26 protein-coding genes, 1 tRNA gene and 1 pseudogene are annotated in these 24592 nt (G+C 67.2%); 12 read left to right on the forward strand and 16 right to left on the reverse strand.

What is annotated here, in order from left to right; all coding sequences use genetic code 11:
- Positions 1–40 precede the first annotated feature (40 nt).
- The 10 genes from ACSQ9I_RS08850 to ACSQ9I_RS08895 form a co-directional block, all read right to left on the reverse strand.
- Positions 41–352, reverse strand: a complete 312-nt coding sequence (locus ACSQ9I_RS08850; RefSeq protein ID WP_436312885.1) for a hypothetical protein — start codon at positions 350–352, stop codon at positions 41–43.
- A 137-nt stretch (positions 353–489) separates the two neighbouring features.
- Entirely contained in the window at positions 490–1302 is an 813-nt protein-coding gene (locus tag ACSQ9I_RS08855; RefSeq protein WP_436312886.1) for an NYN domain-containing protein, read from the reverse strand.
- Between the two features lie 67 nt (positions 1303–1369).
- Positions 1370–2227 carry an SIR2 family NAD-dependent protein deacylase gene (locus ACSQ9I_RS08860; protein WP_436312887.1) on the reverse strand — a complete coding sequence of 286 codons (858 nt, stop codon included), beginning with the start codon at positions 2225–2227 and terminating at the stop codon, positions 1370–1372.
- 72 nt (positions 2228–2299) lie between these two features.
- Positions 2300–2524 carry a hypothetical protein gene (locus ACSQ9I_RS08865; protein ID WP_436312888.1) on the reverse strand — a complete coding sequence of 75 codons (225 nt, stop codon included), beginning with the start codon at positions 2522–2524 and terminating at the stop codon, positions 2300–2302.
- A gap of 231 nt (positions 2525–2755) precedes the next feature.
- Positions 2756–2831, reverse strand: a tRNA-Thr gene (locus ACSQ9I_RS08870).
- An 11-nt stretch (positions 2832–2842) separates the two neighbouring features.
- Positions 2843–3856 (reverse strand): class 1 fructose-bisphosphatase, encoded by a 1014-nt coding sequence (locus ACSQ9I_RS08875; protein ID WP_436312889.1) that lies wholly within the window; start codon positions 3854–3856, stop codon positions 2843–2845.
- A gap of 30 nt (positions 3857–3886) precedes the next feature.
- Positions 3887–6580: an aminopeptidase N gene (gene pepN, locus ACSQ9I_RS08880; RefSeq protein WP_436312890.1), complete on the reverse strand. Its 2694-nt coding sequence runs from the start codon at positions 6578–6580 to the stop codon at positions 3887–3889.
- A complete protein-coding gene (locus ACSQ9I_RS08885) occupies positions 6567–7253 on the reverse strand; it encodes an HAD family hydrolase (protein WP_436312891.1) in 687 nt (228 codons plus the stop codon). Before ACSQ9I_RS08885 ends, pepN begins: the two co-directional genes overlap by 14 nt.
- Positions 7253–8357 (reverse strand): peptide chain release factor 2 gene (gene prfB, locus ACSQ9I_RS08890; RefSeq protein ID WP_139191607.1). Its coding sequence is split into 2 segments (ribosomal slippage): positions 7253–8275 and positions 8277–8357, totalling 1104 coding nucleotides; the frame shifts between segments, so codons are not numbered across the junction. Before prfB ends, ACSQ9I_RS08885 begins: the two co-directional genes overlap by 1 nt.
- 62 nt (positions 8358–8419) lie before the next feature.
- Entirely contained in the window at positions 8420–9334 is a 915-nt protein-coding gene (locus ACSQ9I_RS08895) for an alpha/beta fold hydrolase (protein WP_436312892.1), read from the reverse strand.
- A 74-nt stretch (positions 9335–9408) separates the two neighbouring features.
- On the opposite strand from ACSQ9I_RS08895, the gene ACSQ9I_RS08900 reads away from it, so the two are divergent.
- The 4 genes and pseudogenes from ACSQ9I_RS08900 to ACSQ9I_RS08915 all read left to right on the forward strand — a co-directional run bounded on the left by ACSQ9I_RS08900 (position 9409) and on the right by ACSQ9I_RS08915 (position 11751).
- Complete coding sequence (locus ACSQ9I_RS08900; RefSeq protein ID WP_436312893.1) at positions 9409–10470, forward strand: aldo/keto reductase; 1062 nt, start codon at positions 9409–9411, stop codon at positions 10468–10470.
- Between the two features lie 125 nt (positions 10471–10595).
- Positions 10596–10730, forward strand: a pseudogene (locus ACSQ9I_RS08905) (Cys-tRNA(Pro) deacylase); the annotation flags it as partial.
- Positions 10731–10749: 19 nt separating this feature from the next.
- On the forward strand, positions 10750–11391 hold the full coding sequence (gene plsY, locus ACSQ9I_RS08910; protein WP_436312894.1) for a glycerol-3-phosphate 1-O-acyltransferase PlsY: 642 nt from the start codon (positions 10750–10752) through the stop codon (positions 11389–11391).
- 6 nt (positions 11392–11397) lie between these two features.
- Positions 11398–11751 carry a RidA family protein gene (locus ACSQ9I_RS08915; protein WP_436290764.1) on the forward strand — a complete coding sequence of 118 codons (354 nt, stop codon included), beginning with the start codon at positions 11398–11400 and terminating at the stop codon, positions 11749–11751.
- A gap of 125 nt (positions 11752–11876) precedes the next feature.
- Here ACSQ9I_RS08915 and ACSQ9I_RS08920 read toward each other — a convergent pair whose 3' ends face one another.
- Together ACSQ9I_RS08920 and ACSQ9I_RS08925 are read right to left on the reverse strand one after the other, a co-directional pair.
- Positions 11877–12518: a retropepsin-like aspartic protease family protein gene (locus ACSQ9I_RS08920; RefSeq protein WP_436312895.1), complete on the reverse strand. Its 642-nt coding sequence runs from the start codon at positions 12516–12518 to the stop codon at positions 11877–11879.
- A 7-nt stretch (positions 12519–12525) separates the two neighbouring features.
- On the reverse strand, positions 12526–13011 hold the full coding sequence (locus ACSQ9I_RS08925; RefSeq protein ID WP_126838876.1) for a YajQ family cyclic di-GMP-binding protein: 486 nt from the start codon (positions 13009–13011) through the stop codon (positions 12526–12528).
- Positions 13012–13055: 44 nt separating this feature from the next.
- Between ACSQ9I_RS08925 and murB the strand changes: the two genes are divergently transcribed.
- Both murB and ACSQ9I_RS08935 read left to right on the forward strand, forming a co-directional pair.
- Positions 13056–14108 carry a UDP-N-acetylmuramate dehydrogenase gene (murB, locus tag ACSQ9I_RS08930; protein WP_436303360.1) on the forward strand — a complete coding sequence of 351 codons (1053 nt, stop codon included), beginning with the start codon at positions 13056–13058 and terminating at the stop codon, positions 14106–14108.
- Positions 14105–14905, forward strand: coding sequence for a glycine-rich domain-containing protein (locus ACSQ9I_RS08935; RefSeq protein WP_436312896.1), 801 nt, complete (start codon positions 14105–14107; stop codon positions 14903–14905). The genes murB and ACSQ9I_RS08935 overlap by 4 nt, the downstream gene beginning before the upstream one ends.
- A 19-nt stretch (positions 14906–14924) precedes the next feature.
- Here ACSQ9I_RS08935 and argG read toward each other — a convergent pair whose 3' ends face one another.
- From argG to ACSQ9I_RS08955, 4 genes are all read right to left on the reverse strand, one after another.
- Complete coding sequence (gene argG, locus ACSQ9I_RS08940; protein ID WP_436312897.1) at positions 14925–16262, reverse strand: argininosuccinate synthase; 1338 nt, start codon at positions 16260–16262, stop codon at positions 14925–14927.
- A gap of 14 nt (positions 16263–16276) precedes the next feature.
- Positions 16277–16600, reverse strand: coding sequence for a pyrimidine/purine nucleoside phosphorylase (locus tag ACSQ9I_RS08945; RefSeq protein WP_436290760.1), 324 nt, complete (start codon positions 16598–16600; stop codon positions 16277–16279).
- A gap of 72 nt (positions 16601–16672) precedes the next feature.
- Positions 16673–17239: a hypothetical protein gene (locus ACSQ9I_RS08950; RefSeq protein WP_436312898.1), complete on the reverse strand. Its 567-nt coding sequence runs from the start codon at positions 17237–17239 to the stop codon at positions 16673–16675.
- Positions 17240–17316: 77 nt separating this feature from the next.
- On the reverse strand, positions 17317–17673 hold the full coding sequence (locus tag ACSQ9I_RS08955; protein ID WP_436312899.1) for an ArsC family reductase: 357 nt from the start codon (positions 17671–17673) through the stop codon (positions 17317–17319).
- 46 nt (positions 17674–17719) lie between these two features.
- Between ACSQ9I_RS08955 and folC the strand changes: the two genes are divergently transcribed.
- The 6 genes from folC (at position 17720) to gltX (ending at position 24575) form a co-directional block, all read left to right on the forward strand.
- Positions 17720–19015, forward strand: a complete 1296-nt coding sequence (folC, locus tag ACSQ9I_RS08960) for a bifunctional tetrahydrofolate synthase/dihydrofolate synthase (RefSeq protein ID WP_436312900.1) — start codon at positions 17720–17722, stop codon at positions 19013–19015.
- Positions 19016–19076: 61 nt separating this feature from the next.
- Positions 19077–19934, forward strand: coding sequence for an SPOR domain-containing protein (locus tag ACSQ9I_RS08965; protein ID WP_436312901.1), 858 nt, complete (start codon positions 19077–19079; stop codon positions 19932–19934).
- A gap of 7 nt (positions 19935–19941) precedes the next feature.
- On the forward strand, positions 19942–20427 hold the full coding sequence (locus ACSQ9I_RS08970; RefSeq protein WP_093102111.1) for a CvpA family protein: 486 nt from the start codon (positions 19942–19944) through the stop codon (positions 20425–20427).
- Positions 20428–20439: 12 nt separating this feature from the next.
- Entirely contained in the window at positions 20440–21960 is a 1521-nt protein-coding gene (gene purF / locus ACSQ9I_RS08975; RefSeq protein ID WP_093102112.1) for an amidophosphoribosyltransferase, read from the forward strand.
- A gap of 15 nt (positions 21961–21975) precedes the next feature.
- Positions 21976–23190 carry an O-succinylhomoserine sulfhydrylase gene (locus tag ACSQ9I_RS08980; protein ID WP_436312902.1) on the forward strand — a complete coding sequence of 405 codons (1215 nt, stop codon included), beginning with the start codon at positions 21976–21978 and terminating at the stop codon, positions 23188–23190.
- A complete protein-coding gene (gene gltX / locus ACSQ9I_RS08985) occupies positions 23187–24575 on the forward strand; it encodes a glutamate--tRNA ligase (protein WP_436312903.1) in 1389 nt (462 codons plus the stop codon). Before ACSQ9I_RS08980 ends, gltX begins: the two co-directional genes overlap by 4 nt.
- Positions 24576–24592: the final 17 nt, after the last annotated feature.

The following is a 24592-nucleotide window of genomic DNA, read 5'->3' on the forward strand; positions in this document are numbered from 1 at the left end:
GCGGGGCGGCGGACAGCAAGGTCAGCATGAGCGCCCCGCACTAGTCCCACTTTGGAAGGTTCTGCAAAGCGTCGTTGGGCTGGTCGACGATGTCGACGCCGGTGATGCCGTTGCCGCCCGGCAGCGCCTTGACGTCGCAAACGATCTCCCAGGCATGGTTTTCGGTGCGCCGCGCGATGCAGACCTCCTCGCCGGCGGCAAGCAGATCGACGCATTCGCCGACCTTGACGCGCCGTGCCGCGCTGAGCGCCAGTTCTGTCGAACCGAATTCCTTGTCCACAACCGGGTGAAGCGCGACGAGATCGATCTTCCCGCCCCCGTAGTGAACAGCGGTGATTGCGTGCTGGGCCATGGTGACCTCCGTTTGTGGAGAGCCCAGTATGGCTGCGGCGACTGCTCTTGTCAGTCTGCCTACTGCGGCCGTGGGTACGGGCCCGGTCTTGTCCCCTCTCCCTCCGGGAGAGGGCCAGGGTGAGGGCAGGGGCCCCTTCAACGCAGGCGCACCACCTGGTCCGAATCACCCTTCCTGACCTCGACGATGTCGTCCAGCGCCTTCACCATCGCGGGGAAGTTGGGGTGGCCGTATTCCTTGGTGTCGAAGGTCGGGTCGAGCCGCTTGATCATGTGCCAGATCGAGCCTTTGTTGACCCACGGGTCGCCCTTGGTTTCGGCAAGGAGTTTGATGGCGCGTTTGAGGACATCGGCGGCAGGATTCACAGGCGGTGCCTCGATCGGCGCCGCTTCATCGGGTTGATCTTCAGGTACCGCAGGCTCTTCGGCCAGGTTCTCGTAGTAGCGGAACTCGTGGCAGCTCTTGGCCCAGTGCCGATTGGTCGACTTGCGCGTGCCCAAGCCGATGAGCGTCCGGCCCGCGGCCTTGATCTTCTGCGCGACCGGCATGAAATCGCTGTCGCCGCCGACGATGATGATCGTGCCGAGGTGCGAGAAGCGGGCGATGTCTTCCGTAGCGTCCAGGCACAGCTTGATGTCTGCGCCGTTCTTGGCGGATGCGCCCGGCGGGAAGAGCTGGATCAACTCGACCGCACTCTGAAGCAGCGCATCACGATAGCGGCCGTAGTACTGCCAGTTGCAGTACGCGCGGTTGATCGCGATGGGGCCGAACGACGATGCCAGTTCGACGATGGCCTGGACATCGATCAGCGGCTCCTGCACCTTGAAGCGAGCGTCCGGTTTGCTGTAGCTGCCCTCGCCGAACTTCGCTTCGCAGAGGCTCGCGTGCAGATTCTCGAAGTCCCAGTAGAGGGCGACCGAGCTGTTTTCTTCATTGTCGTTTCGGCTCATCGGCAACTCCTGGAGGTTGGTTCGTCCGCGTCGTGCGTACGAGGCGGATGCTACTTCGGGCGTTGGACTACAACAGCCAGTCGGCGCCCAGCACGTCGGCGATTGCGTTCAAGCCTTCGACGGCTCCGATGGCCAGCCCCACGTCGTGCGAGCTCCGCACTTCGGGCTCGCGGGGGTTGATGCGAATCAGCCGACCGCCGAACTGCTGGACGACGCGCTGGCTGAAGTAGCGCACCGAAGGGATCGCCGTGCCCGCGCCGATCTCGATCACCACCGGCCGGCTCACCGACGATAGCCACCGTTCGAGGCGCTCAGCCTGCGCCTGCTCGCGCGCTTCGATCCACTCGTAGTCGCCGAACATCAGCACGTTCGGCCGCGCAAGGCCGCCGCAACGAGGACACACGGGCGGCGCATTGCGCAGCCGACATGCGTATTCGTCCACGTCCGGCGTGAAGCCGTCCGCGCTCCAGATGTCATCGCTGCACGGAGCCAGGCACTGCAGGTGGTGGATGGACCCATGGCATTCGTGGATCAGCGCCGCATCGAAGCCCGCCTTCTGGAACTGCCCGTCGACATTGCTGGTGAAGACGGCGTAGCCGTGAGCCATCTTCTCGCCCCAATGCTTGAGCAGCGCGAAGCCGGCGTGCGGCGTGGTGCGGCGGTACAGGTTCAGGCGATGGCCGTAGAAGCCCCAGGCCAGCGTCGACTGGGCCTCGAACGCGGAGGGTGAGGCAATGCGGTGGAAGTCGATCTGTGCGCGGGCGAGCGCAGGGTAGGCGTTCCAGAAACCGGCCGTGCCGCGGAAGTCGGGAAGGCCGGAGTCGACGCCCATGCCGGCGCCTGCTGCGATGACGAGGGCGCCGGCTCGATCGAGCAAGGCGGCGGCGCGGTCGGCTGGCGTTTCGCTGGGGAAGGGCTGGGTCATCGGTGTTATGACGCGAATGTTCGCGGTCAGCACACGATAGCGGGTCTGCGCGTGAAATAGTCACGAGGCCTATCAACCCTGAGCGAGTTCAAGGCGTGGTTCAAAGAGGTTGAGCGCGTTCAGGGACAAAGGAACAAGTACGCGCATGGACGATGGGGCCACATGCGCATCAACACCGACGAGATCGAGTTCGTGGAGCTGTCTTGGGAGAGCGATCCCGCCAAGATGAAACCTGCGGTCAAGGTCGCTTTGGAGGACTTCAGGCGTCTTGTCGGCGAGGTAGAGCGTCTCACGCATGGCTTTATGAGCCTGCAGAAAAAGTTCGAATCACGCGTTCGATACAAGAAGGAGGGGAGGATGCCAATCCTGTGGGGTTCAAGGCCTGGGCGGCGTACCAAGCGATGCTTTCCAACTGATCTACGAGCCAGGGTTTGTACAAGCCCCGCCGCTCGAAATCCTCTTGGGTCGGCCGCCCACGGAAAAGGCCTCGTTGCTATCGAGCTGATAGCAACGAGGCCTTATCTGTATTGGTGCCGGAGAGATGAATCGAACACCCGACCTTCTCATTACGAATGAGCTGCTCTACCGACTGAGCTACACCGGCTAAGCCCGCGATTATAGCGGTTCGTGATACCCGGTCAGGCGCTCGACCTCGTTCTTTGACCCCAACACAACAGCCACGCGTTCGTGCAGCTTGGTGGGCTCCAGGTTGAGGATGCGCTTCTTGCCATTGGTGGCGGCGCCGCCGGCCTGTTCGACCAGCCAGCTCATCGGGTTGGCCTCGTACATGAGGCGCAGCTTGCCGGCCTTCTCGGGCTCGCGCTTGTCCCAGGGGTACATGAAGACGCCGCCGCGCATCAGGATGCGGTGCACGTCGGCCACCATGCTGGCAATCCAGCGCATGTTGAAGTCCTTGCCGCGCGGGCCTTCCTTGCCGGCCAGGCATTCGTCGATGTAGCGCTTCACCGGGGCGTCCCAGTGGCGCATGTTGCTCATGTTGACGGCGAATTCCTTGGTGTCGGCCGGGATCTGGATGTCCTCCTGCGTGAGCATGAAGGAGCCCTGCTCGCGGTCGAGCGTGAACATTGCGACGCCATTGCCCACGGTCAGCACCAGCGTGGTCTGCGGGCCGTAGATGCAGTAGCCGGCCGCCACCTGCCTGCTGCCGGCCTGCAGGAAGTCGGCCTCTTGCACGCCGGGGGTGTCGTCGGGCTTCTTCAGCACGCTGAAGATGGTGCCGATGCTGACGTTGACGTCGATGTTGCTCGAGCCGTCGAGGGGGTCGAACAAGAGCAGGTATTCGCCCTGCGGGTAGCGGTTGGGCACCACGTGGATGCTGTCCATCTCCTCGCTGGCCATGGCGGCGAGGTGGCCGCCCCATTCGTTGGCCTCGATCAGCACCTCGTTGGCGATGATGTCCAGCTTCTTCTGGATTTCGCCCTGCACGTTCTCGCTCTCGGCCGTGCCGAGCACGCCGCCGAGCGCGCCCTTGTTGACGGCCTGGCTGATGGTCTTGCAGGCGCGCGCCACCACTTCGAGCAAGAGGCGCAGCTGGCCGGGGATCAGGCCGTCGGCGCGCTGTTGTTCGACCAGGTAGCGGGTGAGGGAGATCTTGTGTTGATGAGCCATGGTTCCGGTGTTTTCTTCTTGACTAGCTGGCTAGCTCGCGAGGGCACGGGTCACGACCTCGTGCGTGTCCTTGCTGAGATCGGGCTTGGCGGCCACGCGCACGATGGCCTCGCGCGCCGCGCTGCGGTACGGCTCGGCCAGCTTGCTCCAGCGGTCGAGCGCGCGCGCGAGGCGGGCCGCGACCTGCGGGTTGATGGCGTCGAGCTCGATCACGCGATCGCTCCAGAACACGTAGCCGGCTGCATCGGGGCGGTGCAGGGCGCCGGGGTTGCCGCTGCAGTAGCTGAAGATCACGCTGCGCGCGCGGTTCGGGTTTTTGAGCGAGAAGTCGGGGTGCTTCATGAGCTGCTTGACCAGCGGCAGGATGTCGCCGCCGCGGTCGGGCGCGCCGGCTTGCAGCGAGAACCACTTGTCGATGACCAGCGCCTCGTCCTTGAAGATCGCGTGGAAGCGCGCCAGCGCCGGCGCCGCCAGCGCATGGCCCGAGGAGACCAGGGCGTTGAGGGCGTTGAAGCGGTCGGTCATGTTGCCCGCGTCCTTGAAGCGCTGCAACGTCTTGCCGGGCCAGACGGCGTCGCCGGAGGCGCGTGTGGCGAGGCACAGGTAGGTGAGGGCGAGGCCCGCCAGCGCGCGGCGGCCCGAGGACACGGGGTCGGGCTGGTAGCCGCCGGTGTCGCGGTTCTGCTCGTAGGCCTGTTCCCAGTCGGCGAAGAGGCCGGCGGCGAGCTGCGTGCGCATGGCTTCGCGCACGGCATGCACGCGCTGCGGATCGACCACTTCCAGCTGCTCGGCGATGTAGGTTTCCGAGGGCAGGGTGAGCACCAGTTCCTTGAAGGCGGCGTCGAGCTTGGGGTCGCGCAGCACGCGGCGCATGGCTTCGAGATACGCCTCGTTCAGCGGCGCTTCGCTGGCACTGACGGCGGGCGTGCCGATCGCGTGGATCGCGGCGCGCAGCGCCAGGCGCTGGCCGGCTTCCCAGCGGTTGAAGGGGTCCGGGTCGTTGGCCAGCAGCGTGAGCAACTGGGCGTCGCTGTACTCGTGGTCGAGGATCACCGGCGCGCTGAAGCCGCGCAGGATCGAGGGCACCGGTTCGGCGTCGATGTTGATGAAGGTGAACTGCTCGCCGGGGCGCGTGAGCACGAGCGTGCGCGTGCCCTGCGTGGCGTTCTCTTCGCCCGCCAGCTGCAGCGGCAGCTCGCGGCCGTCGTCGCCCAAGAGGCCCAGGTTCACCGGGATCACGAAGGGGTCCTTGACCGGCTGGCCCGGCGTCGGCGCGCAGCTCTGCAAGAAGCTCAGCGTGTAGCTGCGCGTCGCGGCGTCGTACACGCCGTGGGCCGCCAGGCGCGGCGTGCCGGCCTGGCTGTACCACCGCTTGAACTGCGGCAACAGGCGCGCGAGGTCGGACTCGGGGTTGGCGTCGGCAATGGCCTGCGCGAAGTCGTCGCAGGTCACGGCCTGGCCGTCGTGGCGCTCGAAGTACAGCGTGATGCCGCGCTCGAAGCCCTTGCGGCCGACCAGCGTCTGCATCATGCGCACCACCTCGGCACCCTTCTCGTAGATGGTGACGGTGTAGAAGTTGCTGATCTCGATGTAGCTGTCGGGCCGCACCGGGTGCGCCATCGGGCCCGCGTCTTCGGGGAACTGGGCGGTGCGCAGCACGCGCACGTCCTCGATGCGCTTGACGGCGCGTGCCGAGGCGTCGGCGCACAGGTCCTGGCTGAACTCCTGGTCGCGGAACACCGTGAGGCCTTCCTTCAGCGAGAGCTGGAACCAGTCGCGGCAGGTCACGCGGTCGCCGCTCCAGTTGTGGAAGTACTCGTGGCCGACCACGCTCTCGATGTTGCTGTAGTCGGCGTCGGTGGCGGTGGCCTGGTTGGCCAGAACGTACTTCGTGTTGAAGATGTTCAGGCCCTTGTTCTCCATCGCGCCCATGTTGAAGTCGCTGGTGGCGACGATCATGAAGCGGTCGAGGTCCAGCGGCAGGCCGAAGCGGGCTTCGTCCCACGTCACCGAGTTGACCAGCGAGTTCATCGCGTGCTCGGTTTTGTCGAGGTCGCCGGCGCGCACGTAGACCTGCAGCAGGTGTTCCTTGCCGTTGCGTGCCTTGATGCGCTGCTCGCGCGCCACCAGCTTGCCGGCCACCAGCGCGAACAGATAGCAGGGCTTGCGGAAGGGGTCGACCCACTTCGCGAAGTGGCGGCCTTCGGGCAGCTCGCCCTGTTCGACCAGGTTGCCGTTCGACAGCAGCACCGGGTAGGCGGCCTTGGCGGCGCGGATCGTCACCGTGTAGCTCGCCATCACGTCGGGGCGGTCGAGGAAGTAGGTGATGCGGCGGAAGCCTTCGGCCTCGCACTGCGTGAAGAAGGTGTCCTCGCTCACGAACAGGCCCATGAGCTTGGTGTTCTTCGCGGGCGCGCAGGTGGTGAAGAGCTCGAGCTCGAAGGCATCGGGCAGGTTGTCGATGACGAGCTGCTCGGCCTCCATGCGGAAGGACGCGCCCTGGCCGTCGACCAGCACCCGCGCCAGGTTGAGCTCGTCGCCGTCCAGGCGCAGCGGCTCGGCCGGCACGTCGGGGTTGCGGCGCAGGCGCATGCGGTTGAGCACGCGCGTCTTGGCCGGGTCGAGGTCGAAGGTCAGGTCGACGGTGTCGATCCAGTAGGCGGGGGCGCGGTAGTCCTCGCGGCGGATCGCGACGGGTTCGCCTTGGGCATCACGCAAGTGCATCGAGCGTCTCCAGAAAGTTTGATTTTGCGAGTTCGTTGTAGTCGCGCACGGCCGCAATCACATGCGGCCCTGCGAGTTCGGAGGCAGAGTGGGTGCTGCAGACCGCCACCGCGCGCATGCCGCCGCGACGCGCGGCCTCGATGCCGAAGGGCGCGTCCTCGAACACGACGCAGCGCGCCGGCGGCACGCCGATGCGGCGCGCGGCTTCGAGAAAGATCGCGGGTTGCGGCTTGCCGGGCAGGCCCTCGTCGCCGCCCACGATGGCGAGCGGCGCCGGGTCCAGCTTGAGCTGCGACATGGTGAAGGCGATGTTGTGCTTGTCGCCCGCCGTGCCGACCGCGATCTTGAAGCCGCGTGCCACCGCAGCCTTGGCAAAGTCGCTGAAGCCAGTCACTTCGCGAAATGCCGCCCCGAAGAGCTCGCGGTAGATCGACTCCTTGGCGTGCGTGATCTCGATGCTCTCGGCTTCGGTCACTTCGCGGCCCATGAGCTCGCAGGCGCATTCGAAGGCCGTGCGGCCGGTGGTGCGGCGCATGAAGTCCGGGATGTCGATCGCCAGGCCCTTGCGGCGGCCGTACTCGACCCATGCCTTGGCGTGCCAGGGCATGGAGTCGACCATGGTGCCGTCCATGTCGAAGATCAGGGCTTCCGCCTTGTGCGAAGTGCCCTGCATCAGACGCCTTGCTTCAACGAGGCTTCGATGAAGGGATCCAGGTCGCCGTCCAGCACCTTCTGCGTGTTGCTGATCTCGACGTTGGTGCGCAGGTCCTTGATGCGGCTGTTGTCCAGCACATAGCTGCGGATCTGGTGGCCCCAGCCGACGTCGGTCTTGCTGTCTTCCAGCTTCTGCTGCTCTTCCTGGCGCTTGCGCATCTCGTGGTCGTACAGGCGCGAGCGCAGGCGCTTCCAGGCCACGTCGCGGTTGCTGTGCTGGCTGCGGCCGTCCTGGCACTGCACCACGATGCCGGTCGGGATGTGCGTGAGCCGCACGGCCGAGTCGGTCTTGTTGATGTGCTGGCCGCCGGCGCCGCTGGCGCGGAAGGTGTCGGTGCGCACGTCCGCCGGGTTGATCTCAATCTCGATCGAGTCGTCGATCTCGGGGTAGACGAAGATGCTGGCAAAGCTGGTGTGGCGCCCGCCCGAGGAATCGAAGGGCGACTTGCGCACCAGGCGGTGCACGCCGGTCTCGGTGCGCAGCAAGCCGAAGGCGTAGTCGCCCTCGACCTTGATGGTGGCGCCCTTGATGCCGGCCGTGTCGCCGGGCGTCTCGTCCTCGATCTGGGTCTTGAAGCCCTTGCGCTCGGCGTACTTCAGGTACTGGCGCAGCAGCATGCTGGCCCAGTCGCAGGCCTCGGTGCCGCCGGCGCCGGCCTGGATGTCGACGAAGGCGTTCAGCGGGTCGGCCGGGTTGTTGAACATCCGGCGGAACTCGAGCTGCTTGATGTCGGCTTCGAGCTTGGCTGCGTCATCGGCGATGGACTGCAGGCCGTCCATGTCGCCTTCTTCCTTCGACATTTCGAAGAGCTCGGTGTTGTCCGAGAGGCCGCTGGTGAGCCGGTCGAGCGTGACGACCACGTCGTCGAGCGACTTCTTCTCGCGGCCCAGCTCCTGGGCCTTCTTCGGGTCGTTCCAGACGTTGGGATCTTCGAGCGATGCGTTGACCGTCCTCAGACGTTCGGCTTTGGCATCGTAGTCAAAGATACCTCCGTAGATCGACCGTCCGGGCGCTCAGGTCCGCGAGGGTTGCGCCGATTTGGTTGATTTGCTCTGCATCCATGGGGTGTCCTGACGGTGTTCGGGGGAAACCGGGCATTTTCTCATGCCCGTCAAGCCCCGGTTTCAGGCCAGGAAGTCTTCGATCAACGCGGCCACCCGCGCGGGCCGGTCGTGGTGCAGCATGTGGCCGGCATCCTCGACGCGGGCCAGGCGCACGTCGGGCACGGATTTCAGCCGTTCCTGGAAGTCGGCCAGGGTGTAGCGGCCCTTCCACCACTTGCCGAGGCTGTCGTCGGAGGCCACCACCGCCAGCACCGGCGCGGCGATGCCGGCATAGAGCGCCAGCGCCTCGTCGACGCGGAAGATGTTGGCGTTGATGATCTTGTGCGCCGGGTCGCCGAGGATCTCCCAGCGCTCGCCGCCCTCGGGCAGGTGCCGGGCGGCGGACCATTGGCCGGCCAGCCAGTCGGCCTTGTCCTGCGTGAGGCGCGGGTTGGTCTTCATGAGGCGCCGTGCGACGCCCTCCGGCGCCGGATAGCCGGCCAGGGCCATCTCGCCGCGGTGTAGGCGCTTGAGTTCGTCGATCCACTTGCCGTAGCGCTGGGGCGCTTCGTCCGGCTGCAGCAGCGGCATGCCGAAGCCCTCGAGGTTGACCAGGCGGCGCACCCGCTGCGGCCGAACGCTGCCGTACTGCATGGCGATGTTGCCGCCCATGCTGTGGCCGACGAGGTCGACCGGCGCGTCGCCCGCGTAGTGGTCGAGCAACCAGTCCAGGTCGGCCAGGTAGTCGGGCATCCAGTAGTTGTCGACCCCGCCGCCTTCGGTGAGGCCGAAGCCGCGCCAGTCGGGTGCGATCACGTGGCGTTCCTCGGCCAGCGCATCGACCACGAACTGCCAGGAGGCGGCCACGTCCATCCAGCCGTGGAGCAGGACCAGCGGCGGGCGCTCGGTTGAAGGCTGGCCCCAGACGCGCACGTGGTAGCGGAGGTTGCGGACGCGGATGAATTCGCTGACGAAGGGGCGGAGGGCTTGGTACATCCGGTCGATGATAGGGAGGCAACGCAAGCCGCGCAGTCCAGCGCAGGACACGCACCCGCTGTAGCATTTCGCGCATGCAAAAAATCCAACTCGGTCAGAGCGACCTCCGCGTCACGCCGATCTGCCTCGGCACCATGACTTTCGGCGAACAGGTGGACGAGCCCACCGCCCACGCCATCCTCCACCGCTCGCTCGAACGCGGCGTCGACTTCATCGACACCGCCGAGATGTACGCGGTGCCGGCCCGCAAGGAAACCTACGGCGCGACCGAAACCATCATCGGCAACTGGTTTGCGAAGAATCCCGGCACGCGCGCCAAAACCGTGCTCGCCACCAAGGTCGCCGGCCCCTCGCGCGGCATGCCCTGGGTGCGCGAGGGTGGCGGCATGACGGCGGCCGACATCGTCGCCTCCTGCGAGGGCAGCCTCCGGCGCCTGCAGACCGACGTGATCGACCTCTACCAGATCCACTGGCCCGAGCGGCATGTGCCGGCCTTCGGCAACATCTACTACGACCCGGCCAAGGAGAGCTCGCAAACCTCCATCCGCGAACAGCTCGATGCGCTGGCGGGGCTGGTGAAGGCCGGCAAGGTGCGCACCATCGGCCTTTCGAACGAAACGCCCTATGGCGTGCACGAGTTCGTGCGGCTGGCCGAGGAACACGGGTTGCCGCGCGTGGCCTCGGTGCAGAACGTCTACAACCTGGTGAGCCGCGCGGCAGAGAACGGGCTGGACGAGACCGTGCACCGGCTCGGCGTTGCTTTCCTGGCGTATTCGCCGCTCGCCTTCGGGCTCCTGACCGGCAAGTACGACAAGAGCGGCATCGTCGGCCCTGATGCGCCCCAGGAGGCGCGCATCGCGCGCTACGAATCAGTGCGCAAGCAGCGCTGGGGCCGGCCCGAGTCGCTGAACGCGGCGCGCCGCTATAACGCGCTGGCGCGCGAGCTCGACATGACGCCGACGCAGTTTGCGCTGGCCTTCTGCTACACCAAGTGGCTGGTGGCGAGCACCATCATCGGCGTGACTTCGGTGGCGCAGCTGGACGAGGACATCGATGCCTGGGGCACGACGCTGACGCCGGAGGTGGTGGGCGAAGTCGACAAGCTGCGCTGGGAAATGCGGGACCCCGCGATCTGATGTCAGCCCCCGGCTTTTCACGCGCTCCGCGCGTGTAACTCCACCCCCGAGGGGGAGGCTCGGCCGCCTTGGGGCGGCCCGGCGGCGGCCGAATGAGCAAGAAGACCCACGTCAGCGAAACACCCTTGGAGGCGACGATCCTCGATTTGCCCAAGATCGCGATCAACGGCGGGCGGCGGGGCTACCTGGTTGGCATCGACCCGCAGGTTTGCGTCCGGCTGCTCGGCGCAAAACCGGTGCAGTGCGCGCTGGCAGAATAGCCGGCCGCCTGGAGACACCGTGAGTTCTTATCTTCCCTCGCTCATCGCGATCGTTCTGTCCTACCTGCTCGGATCGCTGTCCTTCGCGGTGATCGTCAGCAAGTCGCTCGGCATGGCCGACCCCCGCAGCTACGGCAGCAAGAACCCGGGCGCCACCAACGTGCTGCGCTCGGGCAACAAGGGCGCCGCGCTCGCGACGCTGCTGCTCGATGCGCTCAAGGGCTGGGTGCCGGTGTTCCTGGTCCATCGACTCGGCGCCGATTTCGGCATGGGGCCGGGCACGGCGGCGCTGGCCGGGCTGGCAGCCTTTCTGGGGCATCTCTACCCGGTGTTCTTCGGTTTCAAAGGCGGGAAGGGCGTCGCGACGGCGGCCGGTGCGCTGGTCGGCATCGAATGGCTGCTGGGGCTGGCGACCGGCACCACCTGGCTGATCATCGCCGTCTTCTTTCGCTATTCGTCGCTGGCTTCGCTGGTGGCGGCCTTCTTCGCGCCGGCCTACTACCTGATTGGCGGCGGCATCGCCTGGCCGTTGCATCCCACGGTGCTGCTGGCGCTGGTGGCGATCAGCCTGCTCCTGATCTGGCGGCATCGCGAAAACATCCGCCGGCTCGTGGCCGGCACCGAGTCCCGGCTCGGATCGAAACCAAAGACACAGGAGTAAACGGCCATGGGCACCATTCAGCGCTTTCACGTCGGCCCGCGCCTCAGCGAGACGGCGGTCCACAACGGCACCATCTACCTCGCGGGCCAGGTGCCCGACGACACCACGCAGGACATCCGCGGCCAGACCTCGCAGGTGCTCGCGATGGTCGACCGCCTGCTGGCCGAGGCCGGCGGCGACAAGTCGCGCATCCTGATGACGCAGATCTTTCTGGCCGACATCACCGACATCACGGCGATGAACGAGGTGTGGGACGCATGGATCCCCGCCGGCCACACGCCGCCGCGCGCGACAGTGCAGGCGACGATGGCCAAGGCGGCCTACAAGATCGAGATTGTCGTGACCGCAGCGGCTCAGTAGTTGTTCATAGGGCAAGCCCGACCCCGGGGCATGAAGCAGGGGGGCGCGGGTTGGTGCTTCTTAGTAGTTGTTCATCGGGCAGGCCCGACCCCGGCGCATGAAGCATGGGGTGCGAGTAGTGCTTCTTAGTAGCGTTTTTCGAGAACCATCTGGTCGGCGTCGCGCCGCATCGAGAAGCGGCTGATGAAGCTGTTGCCCAGCAGCACATAAGGCATCGGCTGCTGCGAGACCACCGCCTCGACGTCGTAGACCTCGACGTCGCCGACCCGCACGGAGTTGAGGCGCACGCGATAGCCCAGCGCAATGCCATTGGCCGTGCCCATGCGGATCGGCTGCCCCTTGCTGAAATCGAGCCCGATGCGCTGCGCGTCGGCGGCCGACATGGCGATGCTGGTGGCGCCGGTGTCGAGCATGAAGTTGACCGAACGGCCGTTGATGGCGCCCTGCGTCATGAAGTGCCCGCCGCTCGATACCGGCAGCACGATGCGGTTGCCGCCGCCACCGCCAGGACCGGCGCCGCCGATGCTGACCGGCGTATCCATGCGCAGCGCCACGCGCTTGCCGCCGGCCTCGACGGTGGCCTGCTCGCCCGCCAGCGAGAGCAGCTTGACGCCCTGGAAGGTCTCGCCCACGGCCACCGTCTTCGGCGCGCCGCCGTCCACGATCAGGATGGCGCGGCTGCCGATGGTGCCGGTGAGCATCACCGACTGGGCGTGCGCGAAGGTGCATGCCGCGGCCAGCAGCAGCACCGGAAGGATGGGCTTCATGGGCGGCTCAGTCGCGGAAATTGTTGAAGGACAGCGGCATGTCCGGCACGTCCTTCTTGATCAGCGCCATCGCGGCCTGCAGGTCATCGCGCTTGGCGCCGGTGACGCGCACCGCGTCGCCCTGGATCGCGGCCTGCACCTTGAGCTTGCTGTCCTTGATGAGGCGCTGGATCTTCTTGGCGGTTTCGCTTTCGATTCCGTTCTTGACCTTGATCACCTGCTTGACCTTGTCGCCGCCGATCTTCTGCACGTCGCCCTTGTCGAGGAAGCGCACGTCGACACTGCGTTTGGTGAGCTTGCTGCGCAGGATGTCCTCGACCTGGACCAGCTGGAACTCGGCATCGCCGATCAGGGTGATTTCCTTGTCCTTGAGCTCGACAGCGGCCGCGGTGCCCTTGAAGTCGAAACGCGTGGCGATTTCCTTGGCCGTGTTCTCGACGGCATTCTTGACCTCGGGCAGGTTGGGCTCGCAGACGGTATCGAAAGACGGCATGGACTCTCCTCGGACTCGCGCTGTGTGAATGCGACAATTCTCCCATGATCGTGGAGCACAACGTACCGCTGCAGCAGCACAACAGCTTCGGCATCGTCGCGCGCGCCCAGCACCTGGTGCGCGTCGCGGGCGAGGCCGACGTGGCGGCGGTCCTGGCGGATGCAGAGTGGCGCGGCGCGCCCAAGTTCGTGCTCGGCGGCGGCAGCAACATCGTGCTGACCGGCGACGTCAAGCCGCTGGTGCTCAAGGTCGAGATCAAGGGCCGCCGGCTCGTGGAAGAGACGCCGCGCGCCTGGATCGTGGAGGCCGGCGCCGGCGAGACCTGGCATGAGGTCGTGCGCTGGACGCTGGAGCAGGGCCATCCCGGCCTCGAAAACCTGGCGCTGATCCCCGGCACGGTGGGCGGCGCGCCGGTGCAGAACATCGGCGCCTACGGCGTCGAGCTGCAGGACCGCTTCGATTCGCTCGATGCCATCGACCTGGAAACCGGCCGAAGCTTCACCCTCGACGCCGCGCAATGCGCCTTCGGCTACCGCGACTCGGTGTTCAAGCACACGGCCAGCGGCGAGAACGATTTCGGCCTGGCCGGGCGGGCGCTGATCACGCGCGTGCGCTTTCGGCTGCCCAAGCCATGGAAGCCGGTGCTCGGCTACCTCGATCTGGAGCGCAAGATGGCCGAAACCGGCAACTTCACGCCCAGCGCGACCGAGATCTTCGACTGGGTCTGCGCCATCCGCACGGTCAAGCTGCCCGACTGGCGCGTGCTCGGCAATGCCGGCAGCTTCTTCAAGAACCCGACCGTCACGCCCGAACAGTGCGCCGACATCATCGCGCGCGACCCGAAGATCGTGCACTACCCGATGGCCGACGGCAGCATCAAGCTGGCGGCCGGCTGGCTGATCGACGCCTGCGGCTGGAAGGGCAAGTCGGTCGGCAATGCCGGCGTCTACGAGAAGCAGGCGCTGGTGCTGGTCAACCGCGGTGGAGCGGCGCACCCGGTGACCGGCGGCGAGGTCATGACGCTGGCCAAGGCGATCCAGACCAGCGTCTACGAGCGCTTCGGCATCCGGCTGGAGCCGGAGCCGGTGGTCGTGTGACGGAGCTGCTGCAGCTCAACTTCCGGCGCCGCATCCAGGCGTTGCTGTGGGGGCGCCGGCTCTTGTGGCTGGTGGGCATCGTGGTCGTGGTGTATTGGCGCACGGGCGCATCGCTGATCGCCTCCGTCATGGTCGGGCTGGTGCTCGGCGGTGCGCTCAAGGCCTGGGAAATGAGCGCGCGACGCCAGTTCGTGCGCGAGGCGACGTTTCCGCGCTTTCTCGGCGCCAAGCTGCGTGCCGCCTACCCGCAGCTGCAGGAGCGCGACACCGACCTGGTGCTGCGCGGTTTGCGCCAGTTCTTCATGGCCCACCTGCGCAGCGACCGCAAGTTCGTGGCGATGCCGTCCAAGGTGGTCGATGCCGCCTGGCACGAGTTCATCCTGCACACCCAGGGCTACCAGCGCTGGTGCGCCGCCGCCTTCGGCGGGCTGCTGCATCACACGCCGGCCGAGGTGCTGGGCCGGGATGCGCGCCGCAACGACGGCCTGCGCCGCACCTGGTTCTGGGCCTGCAAGGAGGAAAGCATCGACCCACGCACGCCGACGCGGCTGCCGCTGCTCTTCGCGCTCGATGCCAAGTTCGGCGTGGAAGGCGGATTCCAGTATGTGCCGGACTGCAAGGTGATAGACCAGCAGGCGGGCTCCGACGCCCATTGCGGCACCAGCTTCAGCGATTCGGGTGGCGGCTCCGGCGATGCGGGCGGCTTCGGCGGCAGCGAATCGTCGAGCGGCGGGGATGGCGGCAGCGGCGACTCCGGTTCGGGCTGCGGCGGCGGTTGCGGCGGAGGCGGCGACTGACCGCGGCCCCCGCTCAGGCTCACTCGCGTTCGTCGTTCTTCAGCTGGGGCAGCGAAGCGCCCTGGCCCGAAGACAGCAGCCCGGCCTGCGTATAGATCGCCAGCTTGTCGCGCGTGTCGACGATGTCGAGGTTGCGCATCGTGAGCTGGCCGATGCGGTCGGCCGGCGAGAAGCTCGATTCGCCTTTTTCCATCGTCAGCCGCTCGGGCTTGTAGGTGAGGTTGGGCGACTCGGTATTGAGGATCGAGTAGTCGTTGCCGCGGCGCAGCTCGACCGTGACTTCGCCCGTGACCGCGCGCGCCACCCAGCGCTGTGCCGTCTCGCGCAGCATGATGGCTTGCGGGTCGAACCAGCGGCCCTGGTAGAGCAGGCGGCCCAGGCGGCGGCCGTGGTCGCGGTACTGCTCGATCGTGTCTTCGTTGTGGATGCCGGTGACCAGGCGCTCGTAGGCGATGAACAGCAGCGCCAGGCCCGGAGCCTCGTAGATGCCGCGGCTCTTGGCCTCGATGATGCGGTTCTCGATCTGGTCGCTCATGCCCAGACCATGGCGGCCGCCGACGCGGTTGGCTTCCAGCAGCAGCTCGACCAGGCTCGGGTATTCGACGCCGTTGATCGCCACCGGGCGGCCTTCGGCGAAGCGCACCGTGACCTCCTCGCGCTTGACTTCGACCTCGTCCTTCCAGAAGGCCACGCCCATGATCGGCTGCACGATCTTCATGCCGCTGTTCAGGTGTTCCAGGTCTTTCGCCTCGTGCGTGGCGCCGAGCATGTTGGAGTCGGTCGAGTAGGCCTTCTCGGCCGACATCTTGTAGGCGAAGCCGGCCTTCTGCATGAATTCGGACATCTCGGCGCGGCCGCCCAGCTCGTCGATGAAGACCTGGTCCAGCCAGGGCTTGTAGATCTTCAGCGCCGGGTTGGTGAGCAGGCCGTAGCGGTAGAAGCGCTCGATGTCGTTGCCCTTGTAGGTGCTGCCGTCGCCCCAGATGTGGACGTCGTCTTCCTTCATGGCCGACACCAGCATGGTGCCGGTGACGGCGCGGCCCAGCGGCGTGGTGTTGAAGTAGGTGACGCCGGCGGTGGTCACGTGGAAGGCGCCGGCCTGCAGCGCGGCAAGGCCTTCGGCGGCGAGCTGCGTGCGGCAGTCGACCAGCCGCGCCTTCTCGGCGCCGTAGAGCATGGCCTTGCGCGGAATCTCGTCGTAGTCGGGCTCGTCGGGCTGGCCCAGGTTGGCGGTGTAGGCGTAGGGAATGGCGCCCTTGTTGCGCATCCAGTGCAGGGCCGCGCTGGTGTCGAGGCCGCCGGAAAAGGCAATGCCGACCTTCTGGCCGGCGGGAACGTTCTGAAGAATGGTCGACATGCAGGAATCCCGGTTCAGCCGAAATGGCAGATGTAGCTGTAGGGCTCGCCGCTCACGCGGATCTGGAAGCTCGAGTTGCCCGGCACGCTGAATTTTTCGCCCGGGCCTGAGCTTGCCCATTCGCTGCTGCCGGAGAGCAGGTATTCGCAGCGGCCGCCGGTGCCTTCCATGACTTCGGGCGCGCCGGTGTTGAAGGTGAGGGTGGACGGAAGGATCACGCCCACCGATTTCTTGCTGCCGTCGGCGAGCGTGAGGCTATGGCTCACGCACTTGCCGTCGAAATACACGTTCGCCTTGGTCGCTACCGCGGCGCTGTGAAGGGATTCGGTTGTCGTCATGGGAAGGAAGGCCTGGCGCCGGTGGAAAGCCCGTGATTTTAGGCTGTGCCGGCAGGCCCTCCGGCCCGGGGCTCAGCGCCAGCGGCCGTGGTAGCCGCCGCGATAGCCGCCGCCCCATCCGCGCGAGTAGCCGAGGTTGAGCGAAATGCCCACCGGCGGATAGATGTAGGGCTGCGGATAGTAGGCGGGCGCCACATACACCGGGGCCGGGGCGTAGTAGACGGGCGCCGGCTGCGCGTAGACCGGAACCGGCTGGCTGTAGACCGGCGCCGGAGCGCCGCCGCCCGAGACCACCACGCCCGGCTCAGGCACCACGTTGTTCCAGTCGGGCTGGCCGCTGTCGACGGGGCTCGGCGCCAGCTGCGGCTGAGGCGCCACGGGCGAGGTGGTGGCGACGCCGTAGCCGCCGACCTCGATCGGGATGCTGGCGCCGGGGCGGGTGTCGGTGACCGTGGTGTAGTGCCGGCCGCCGTACTCGTAGGTGACGTTGTAGCGGGTGGTGCCGGTCGCCTCGTGCGAGGGCGTGGCCGAGATCACGCGGGCCCAGACCTGCTCCGCCTGGGCCAGGCTGGCGGTGCCGGCCAGCGCTGCCAGGAGCGAAAGGGCCGTGAGGTTGCGAATGGTTTTTTGCGTGCGCATGTCGGAACTCCTGAGGGTTGGGGCGCAGGCCCCGCTGAAGCCGGTTGGACGCAAGCCGCTGGCCAGGGTTCAACCGTTTACACGGCGTGGTCTTTCTTCCATTGGGCGGCGTCGAACCCTGTGCTAACGCCGTGTTGCGGGCCCCAGTTGACCACCGGGCGCTTGATCAGGCTGGGGTTGGCGAGCAGCGCCGCACGCGCCGAGGCGGTATCGACCACCGACGCGCGCGTTTCGTCGTCGAGCCGCCGCCAGGTGGTACCGCGGCGGTTGACCAGGGCCTCCCAGCCGGGCGCGCGCAACCACTGGTCGAGCTCGTCCTCGGGCACGCCTTCTTTCTTGAAATCGTGGAATCGGTAGGCCACGCCGTGCTCGTCGAGCCAGGCGCGGGCGCGTTTGACGGTGTCGCAGTTCGTGATGCCATAGAGCGTTGTCATCCCGCGATGATGCCCGCGCGGCGGGTCGGCGACAATTCCGGGCTCCATGAAAAGCCTTGCCGACTGGCTCGCGCACGCCGAGCGCCTGCATCCCAAGAACATCGAGCTCGGGCTCGACCGCGTGCGCGCGGTCGCCCTGAAGCTCGGCCTCGCATTCGACTGCCCGGTGATCACCGTGGCCGGCACCAACGGCAAGGGCTCGACCTGCGCGATGCTGGAGTCGATCCTCACCCATGCGGGCTACCGCACGGCGGTGTTCACTTCGCCGCACCTGGTGCGTTTCGAGGAGCGGCTGCGGCTCTCGGGCGAGGCGGTCGACGGCAACGCGCTGTCGGCGCATTTCGAGGCGGTCGAAAAGGCCCGCGGCGAAGTCGCGCTGACCTACTTCGAATTCACGACGCTGGCCATCCTGCTGTGCACGGCGGCGAGCAAGCCCGACGTCGCGATCCTCGAAGTCGGCCTCGGCGGCCGGCTGGATGCGGTCAACATCGTCGACGCCGACTGCGCCGTGATCACCAGCATCGACCTGGACCACATGGATTTTCTCGGGCCGGATCGCGAAAGCATCGGCTTCGAGAAGGCCGGCATCATGCGCGCCGGCCGCCCCGCGATCGTCAGCGACCCGATGCCGCCGCAAAGCGTGATCGATCATGCAGAAGCCATCGGCGCCGACCTCTGGCGCGTGGGCCGCGACTTCAACGTCTCGGGCGACAAGCAGCAGTGGGGCTGGAGCGGGCGCGGCCGGCGCTACAGCGGGCTGGCCTATCCGGCGCTGCGCGGCGCCAACCAGCTGGTCAACGCGGCCGGCGTGCTGGCCGCGCTGGAATCGCTGCGGCAGCGGCTGCCTGTCACCGCACAGGCCGTGCGCACCGGCCTCGCGATGGTCGAGCTGCCGGGGCGCTTCCAGATCGTTCCGGGCGAGCCGGCGCTGGTGCTCGACGTGGCGCACAACCCGCACGCGGTCGCGGCGCTGACGGAGAACCTCGACGCGATGGGCTTCTATCCGACCACCCATGGCGTGTTCGGCGTGATGGCGGACAAGGACCTGGCGCCCATGTTCGCCCGCATCGGGCCCTTGATCGACCGCTGGTACTTCACCGATCTGCCCACCGCGCGCGCGGCCAAGGCGGCCGATCTGCTGGCCCGGTGGCAGGCGCAGAACACGCGCGCCGATGCCTCCGCCAGCGTGCACGCCGCACCGATGGAGGCCCTGCAGGCGGCCATCGATCGCGCGGGCCCCGCTGATAGAATCGTCGTCTTCGGATCGTTCTTCACAGTGGGTGGTGTGCTCGAGCACGGAACACCTCGTCTCGGGGCCAGGCACTTGTCGCCGGGCTCCTGATTGGCCTGATCTCCGGCGCCTTTTCCAACTCACGCTGCACTCCATCAGGGAAACGAATTTCATGGCGTTCTTCAAGTTCCGCAGCCGCGGTCCGCAGGCCAACGAAGGGCGAAACGCCAGCGTCGCAGCGGCGCCGGCGGAAAGTATCGAGGCGATGCGCCGCCGCGCGCGGCACCGGCTTCTGGGCGCCGCGGTGCTGGTGCTGGTCGGCGTGATCGGCTTCCCCTTGTTGTTCGACACCCAGCCTCGCCCCGTGTCGGTCGACATCCCGATCGAGATTCCGGATCGCAGCAAGACCAAGCCGCTCGCCCTGCCTTCGACGCCCGCGCCCACATCGACCACCGCGCCCACCACCGGCGCGAACACCGGCGCTGTCGTGGCCGCCGCGCCCTCCGGCGGCGGCATGATCACCGAATCGGCGGACGGCGCCGAGATCCCGCCGTCCAGGCCGGCACCCGCGGCACCGCCCGCCGACACCAAGCCGGCCGCACCGGTTGCCGAAGCGAAACCGGAACCCAAGCCGGAGCCCAGGCCGAAGCCGGAGGCCAAACCCGAAGCGAAGGCCGAGGCCAAGCCCGACAAGCCGCCCGCCAAGCCGGCCGACGACGGCAATCGCGCCCGTGCCTTGCTCGAAGGCAAAGCCGCCGCCGCAGCAGCAGCCAAGCCCGCCGTCGCAGCCGACGAAAGCGGCCGCTTCGTCGTCCAGGTCGGCGCCTTCGCCGATGCCGACAAGGCGCGCGAGGTGCGGCAGAAGCTGGAAAGGGCCGGGCTCAAGACTTACACCAACGTCGCGAAGACGGCCGACGGCGAGCAGCGCACGCGTGTGCGCGTCGGCCCCTTCGGTACGCGCGCCGAGGCGGACAAGGCGGCGAGCCGCGTCAAGGGCTTGTCTTTGTCGGCCTCCGTCCTCAGCTTGTAGAACTGGCGTGGCGCTCTTCGACTGGATCGCCATCGTGTTGCTGGTGGTGTCGATGCTGTTCGGCCTGGTGCGCGGCCTGGTGTTCGAGGTGATTTCGCTGGCGGGCTGGGTGGCGGCCTTCTTCTGCGCGCAGTGGCTGGCGGACGATGCGGGGGCTTGGCTGCCCTTCGGCGACCCGGCGGCCACCTGGCGCTATGCGGCCGGATTCGTGCTGGTGTTCGTGGCGGTGGCTTTCGGCGTGGGGCTGGTCGCAGCGATCACGCGCAAGCTCATCGCGGCCGTGGGGCTGCGGCCGGTGGATCGCGTGCTGGGCGCGGCCTTCGGCGTGGCGCGCGGGGCGGTCGCCCTGCTGGCCATGGCAGTCGTGGTTCATTTGCTGGCGTTGGGCGACAGTGTCTGGTGGCACGAATCGCGCAGCGCCATTGTTCTCGATGCGGCATTGCAGGGCCTGAAACCCGCGCTGCCTGAAAAGTTGGCAAGCTACCTGCCCTGAGAGGATCGCTTCATGTGTGGAATCGTCGGCGTTGTCAGCAACGCACCCGTCAACCAGCTGCTCTATGACGCGCTGTTGCTGCTGCAGCACCGCGGCCAGGACGCGGCCGGCATCGTCACCCTGCTGGAACGCAAGTTCTTCATGCACAAGGCCAAGGGCATGGTGCGCGACGTGTTCCGCACGCGCAACATGCGGGCGCTGCCGGGCAGCGTCGGGCTGGGGCAGGTGCGCTATCCGACTGCCGGCAATGCCTACAGCGAGGAAGAGGCGCAGCCCTTCTACGTGAACGCCCCCTTCGGCATCGTGCTGGTGCACAACGGCAACCTCACCAATGCGCATGCGCTGCGCGCAGAGCTGTTCTCGACCGACCATCGCCACACCAATACCGAGAGCGATTCCGAAGTGCTGCTCAACGTGCTGGCGCACGAGCTCGACCGCGCGACGCGCGACGGCATGCTCACTTCCGAGACGCTGTTCGCCGCCGTGCGCAACGTGCACCGGCGGCTGCGCGGCTCCTATGCCGTGGTGGCGCTGATTTCAGGCCACGGCCTGCTCGCGTTCCGCGACCCTTACGGCATCCGGCCGCTGGCGATGGGCCGCAACGCCGACGGCACCGTGATGGTGGCCAGCGAGTCGGTGGCGCTCGAAGGCTCGGGCCATGTGTTCGAACGCAACATCGCGCCGGGCGAGGCCGTGTTCGTCGACCTGCAGGGCCAGGTGCACGCCGAGCAGTGCGCCGAGGCGCCGACTCTGAACCCGTGCATTTTCGAGTTCGTCTACCTGGCGCGGCCCGACTCGGTGCTCGATGGCATCTCGGTCTACCAGGCGCGGCTGAACCTGGGCGAAACGCTGGCCAAGCGCGTGGTCTCGACGGTTCCGCCGAACGAGATCGACGTGATCATCCCGATCCCCGAATCGAGCCGCCCGAGCGCGACGCAGCTGGCGCACCTGCTGGGCGTTCCGTACCGCGAAGGCTTCGTGAAGAACCGCTACGTGGGCCGTACCTTCATCATGCCGGGGCAGGGCGTGCGCAAGAAGTCGGTGCGCCAGAAGCTCAACGTGATCGCGAGCGAGTTCAAGGGCCGCAACGTGCTCCTGGTCGACGACTCGATCGTGCGCGGCACCACCAGCCGCGAGATCGTGCAGATGGCGCGCGAGGCCGGCGCACGCAAGGTCTATCTCGCCAGCGCGGCGCCGCCGGTGCGCTACCCCAACGTCTACGGCATCGACATGCCGACCAAGGACGAGCTGGTTGCGCACGACCGCACCATCGAAGAGATCCGCGAGCTGATCGGCTGCGACGCGCTGATCTACCAGGACGTTGAAGGCATGAAGCGCGCCATCCTGAAGGCCATGCCGGGCACGGCGGGGACGCTGAAGCTCGACGGCTTCGATGCCTCGTGCTTCGATGGCGTCTACGTGACCGGCGACATCGACACCGAGGCCATCACGCGCATGAACGGCAACCGTCCCCGCATCGAGGAAACCGAGGAAGACTCCTCGCGCCTCGCGCTGCCCAATCTGAGCGAATAGAAGAAGAACCACGACGTGACCGATCGATCCCTGCCCCCCGGCCTGCACCGCGACACGCTCGCGGTGCGCACGGCGCTGGAACGAAGCCAGTACGGCGAGAACTCGGAGGCGCTCTTCCTCACGAGCAGCTTCGTGCAGCCCGATGCCGAGACCTCGGCGCGCCGCTTCGCCGGCACCGAGGAGGGCTTCACCTATACGCGCACCTCGAACCCGACGGTGGCGAGTTTCGAGCAGCGCCTGGCCGCGCTCGAAGGCACCGAAGCCGCGATCGGCGCGTCCAGCGGCATGGCTGCGATCCTCATGATGTGCATGGGGCTGCTCAAGGCCGGCGACCACGTGGTGTGCTCGCGCTCGGTGTTCGGCTCCACGCTCAACCTGATCGGGCGCGAGTTCGGCAAGTTCGGCGTCGAGACCACCTTCGTCTCGCAGACCGATGTCGCCGAATGGAGGGCGGCCATGCGGCCGAGCACCAAGCTGCTCTTCGCCGAGACGCCGACCAACCCGCTGACCGACGTGTGCGACATCCGCGCGCTGGCCGATCTCGCGCACGATGCAGGTGCGCTGCTCGCGGTCGACAACTGCTTCTGCTCGCCGGCGCTGCAGCGGCCGACCGAGCTCGGGGCCGACCTCGTGATCCATTCGGGCACCAAGTACCTCGAAGGGCAGGGCCGCGTGCTGGCCGGCGCCATCTGCGGCCCCGCGAAGCTCGTCAACGACGTATTCGGCCCGGTGGTGCGCACCGCGGGCATGGCGCTGTCGCCCTTCAACGCCTGGATCGTGCTCAAGGGGCTCGAAACGCTGGGCATCCGCATGCAGGCGCATTGCGCCGCTGCGCTCGCGCTCGCGCAATGGCTCGAAACGCAGCCGGGGATCACGCGCGTCTACTACCCGGGCTTGGCCTCGCATCCGCAGCACGAGCTCGCGATGCGCCAGCAGTCGGGGCAGGGCGGGGCGGTGGTGTCCTTCGACGTGCAGGGCGGCGATCCCGCAGCGGCGCGCGCCAACGCTTTTCACGTGATCGACAGCACGCGCGTGCTGAGCATCACCGCCAACCTGGGCGACACCAAGACCACCATCACCCATCCGGCCACCACCTCGCACGGCCGCCTCACCGAGGCGCAGCGCCAGGCGGCCGGCATCGGCCAGGGCCTGGTCCGCGTGGCGGTCGGGCTGGACCATATCGACGACATCAAGGCCGACCTGCTGCGCGGCTTGAGCACCCTCGCATGACGCAAAAGACCCGCACCCGCTTCGCTCCCTCGCCGACCGGTTTCATCCACCTCGGCAACATCCGCTCCGCCCTCTACCCATGGGCCTTCGCGCGCTCCACGGGCGGCGACTTCGTCCTGCGCATCGAGGACACCGACGTCGAGCGTTCGTCGCAGGCGGCCGTCGACGTGATCCTCGAAGGCATGCAATGGCTGGGCCTCGATCATGACGAGGGCCCCTACTACCAGATGCAGCGCATGGACCGCTACAAGGCGGTGCTGGCCGAGCTGCAGGCCGCGGGCCAGCTCTATCCCTGCTACATGAGCGTGGCCGAGCTCGACGCGCTGCGCGAGAAGCAGATGGTGGCCAAGCAGAAGCCGCGCTACGACGGCACCTGGCGCCCCGAGCCCGGCAAGACGCTGCCCCCGGTGCCCGAAGGCGTGCAGCCGGTGCTGCGCTTTCGCAATCCGCAGGGCGGCGTGGTGGCCTGGGACGACAAGGTCAAGGGCCGCATCGAGATCGGCAACGACGAGCTCGACGACCTCGTGATCGCGCGCCCCGACGGAACGCCCACCTACAACTTCTGCGTGGTGGTCGACGACATCGACATGGCCATCACGCACGTGATCCGCGGCGACGACCACGTCAACAACACGCCGCGCCAGATCAACATCTTCCGTGCGCTCGGCAAGGAGCCGCCGGTCTATGCCCACCTGCCGACCGTGCTCAACGAGCAGGGCGAGAAGATGAGCAAGCGCAACGGCGCCAAGCCCGTCACGCAGTTCCGCGACGAAGGCTTCCTGCCCGATGCGATGGTCAACTACCTCGCGCGCCTCGGCTGGAGCCATGGCGACGACGAGATCTTCACGCGCGCGCAGTTCATCGAGTGGTTCAACCTCGACCACCTGGGCCGCAGCGCGGCGCAGTTCGACGAGGCCAAGCTGCGTTGGGTCAATGCGCAGCATCTGAAGGCGATGGCCGACGATGCGCTGGCGCCGCTGGTCGCGTCGCAACTGCAGAAGCGCGGCATCGCTGCCGACGATCGGCTACCTGCGATCTGCGGTCTCTTCAAGGACCGCTGCGACACCACGGTCGCGCTCGCGAACTGGGCCGCGGCCTTCTACGCCGACGTCGCGCCGAGCGAAACCGATCGCGCGCAGCATGTGACCGAGGCCGTGCGCCCCGCGATCGCCACGCTGGCCGACAAGCTCGCAAGCGTCGCGTGGGACAAGGCCGCGATCGCAGCCGCCATCAAGGAAGTGCTGGCCGCGCATGGCCTCAAGATGCCCGCGCTCGCGATGCCGGTACGCGTGCTCGTGATGGGAACGCCACAGACGCCGTCGCTCGACGCGGTGCTCTCGCTCTTTTCTCGTGAAACAGTCATCACGAGATTGAAAGCAGCCTGATTTTTCAGGCTATAATT

This window comes from Variovorax sp. LjRoot84 (genome assembly GCF_964254305.1).
Lineage (GTDB): Bacteria > Pseudomonadota > Gammaproteobacteria > Burkholderiales > Burkholderiaceae_C > Variovorax.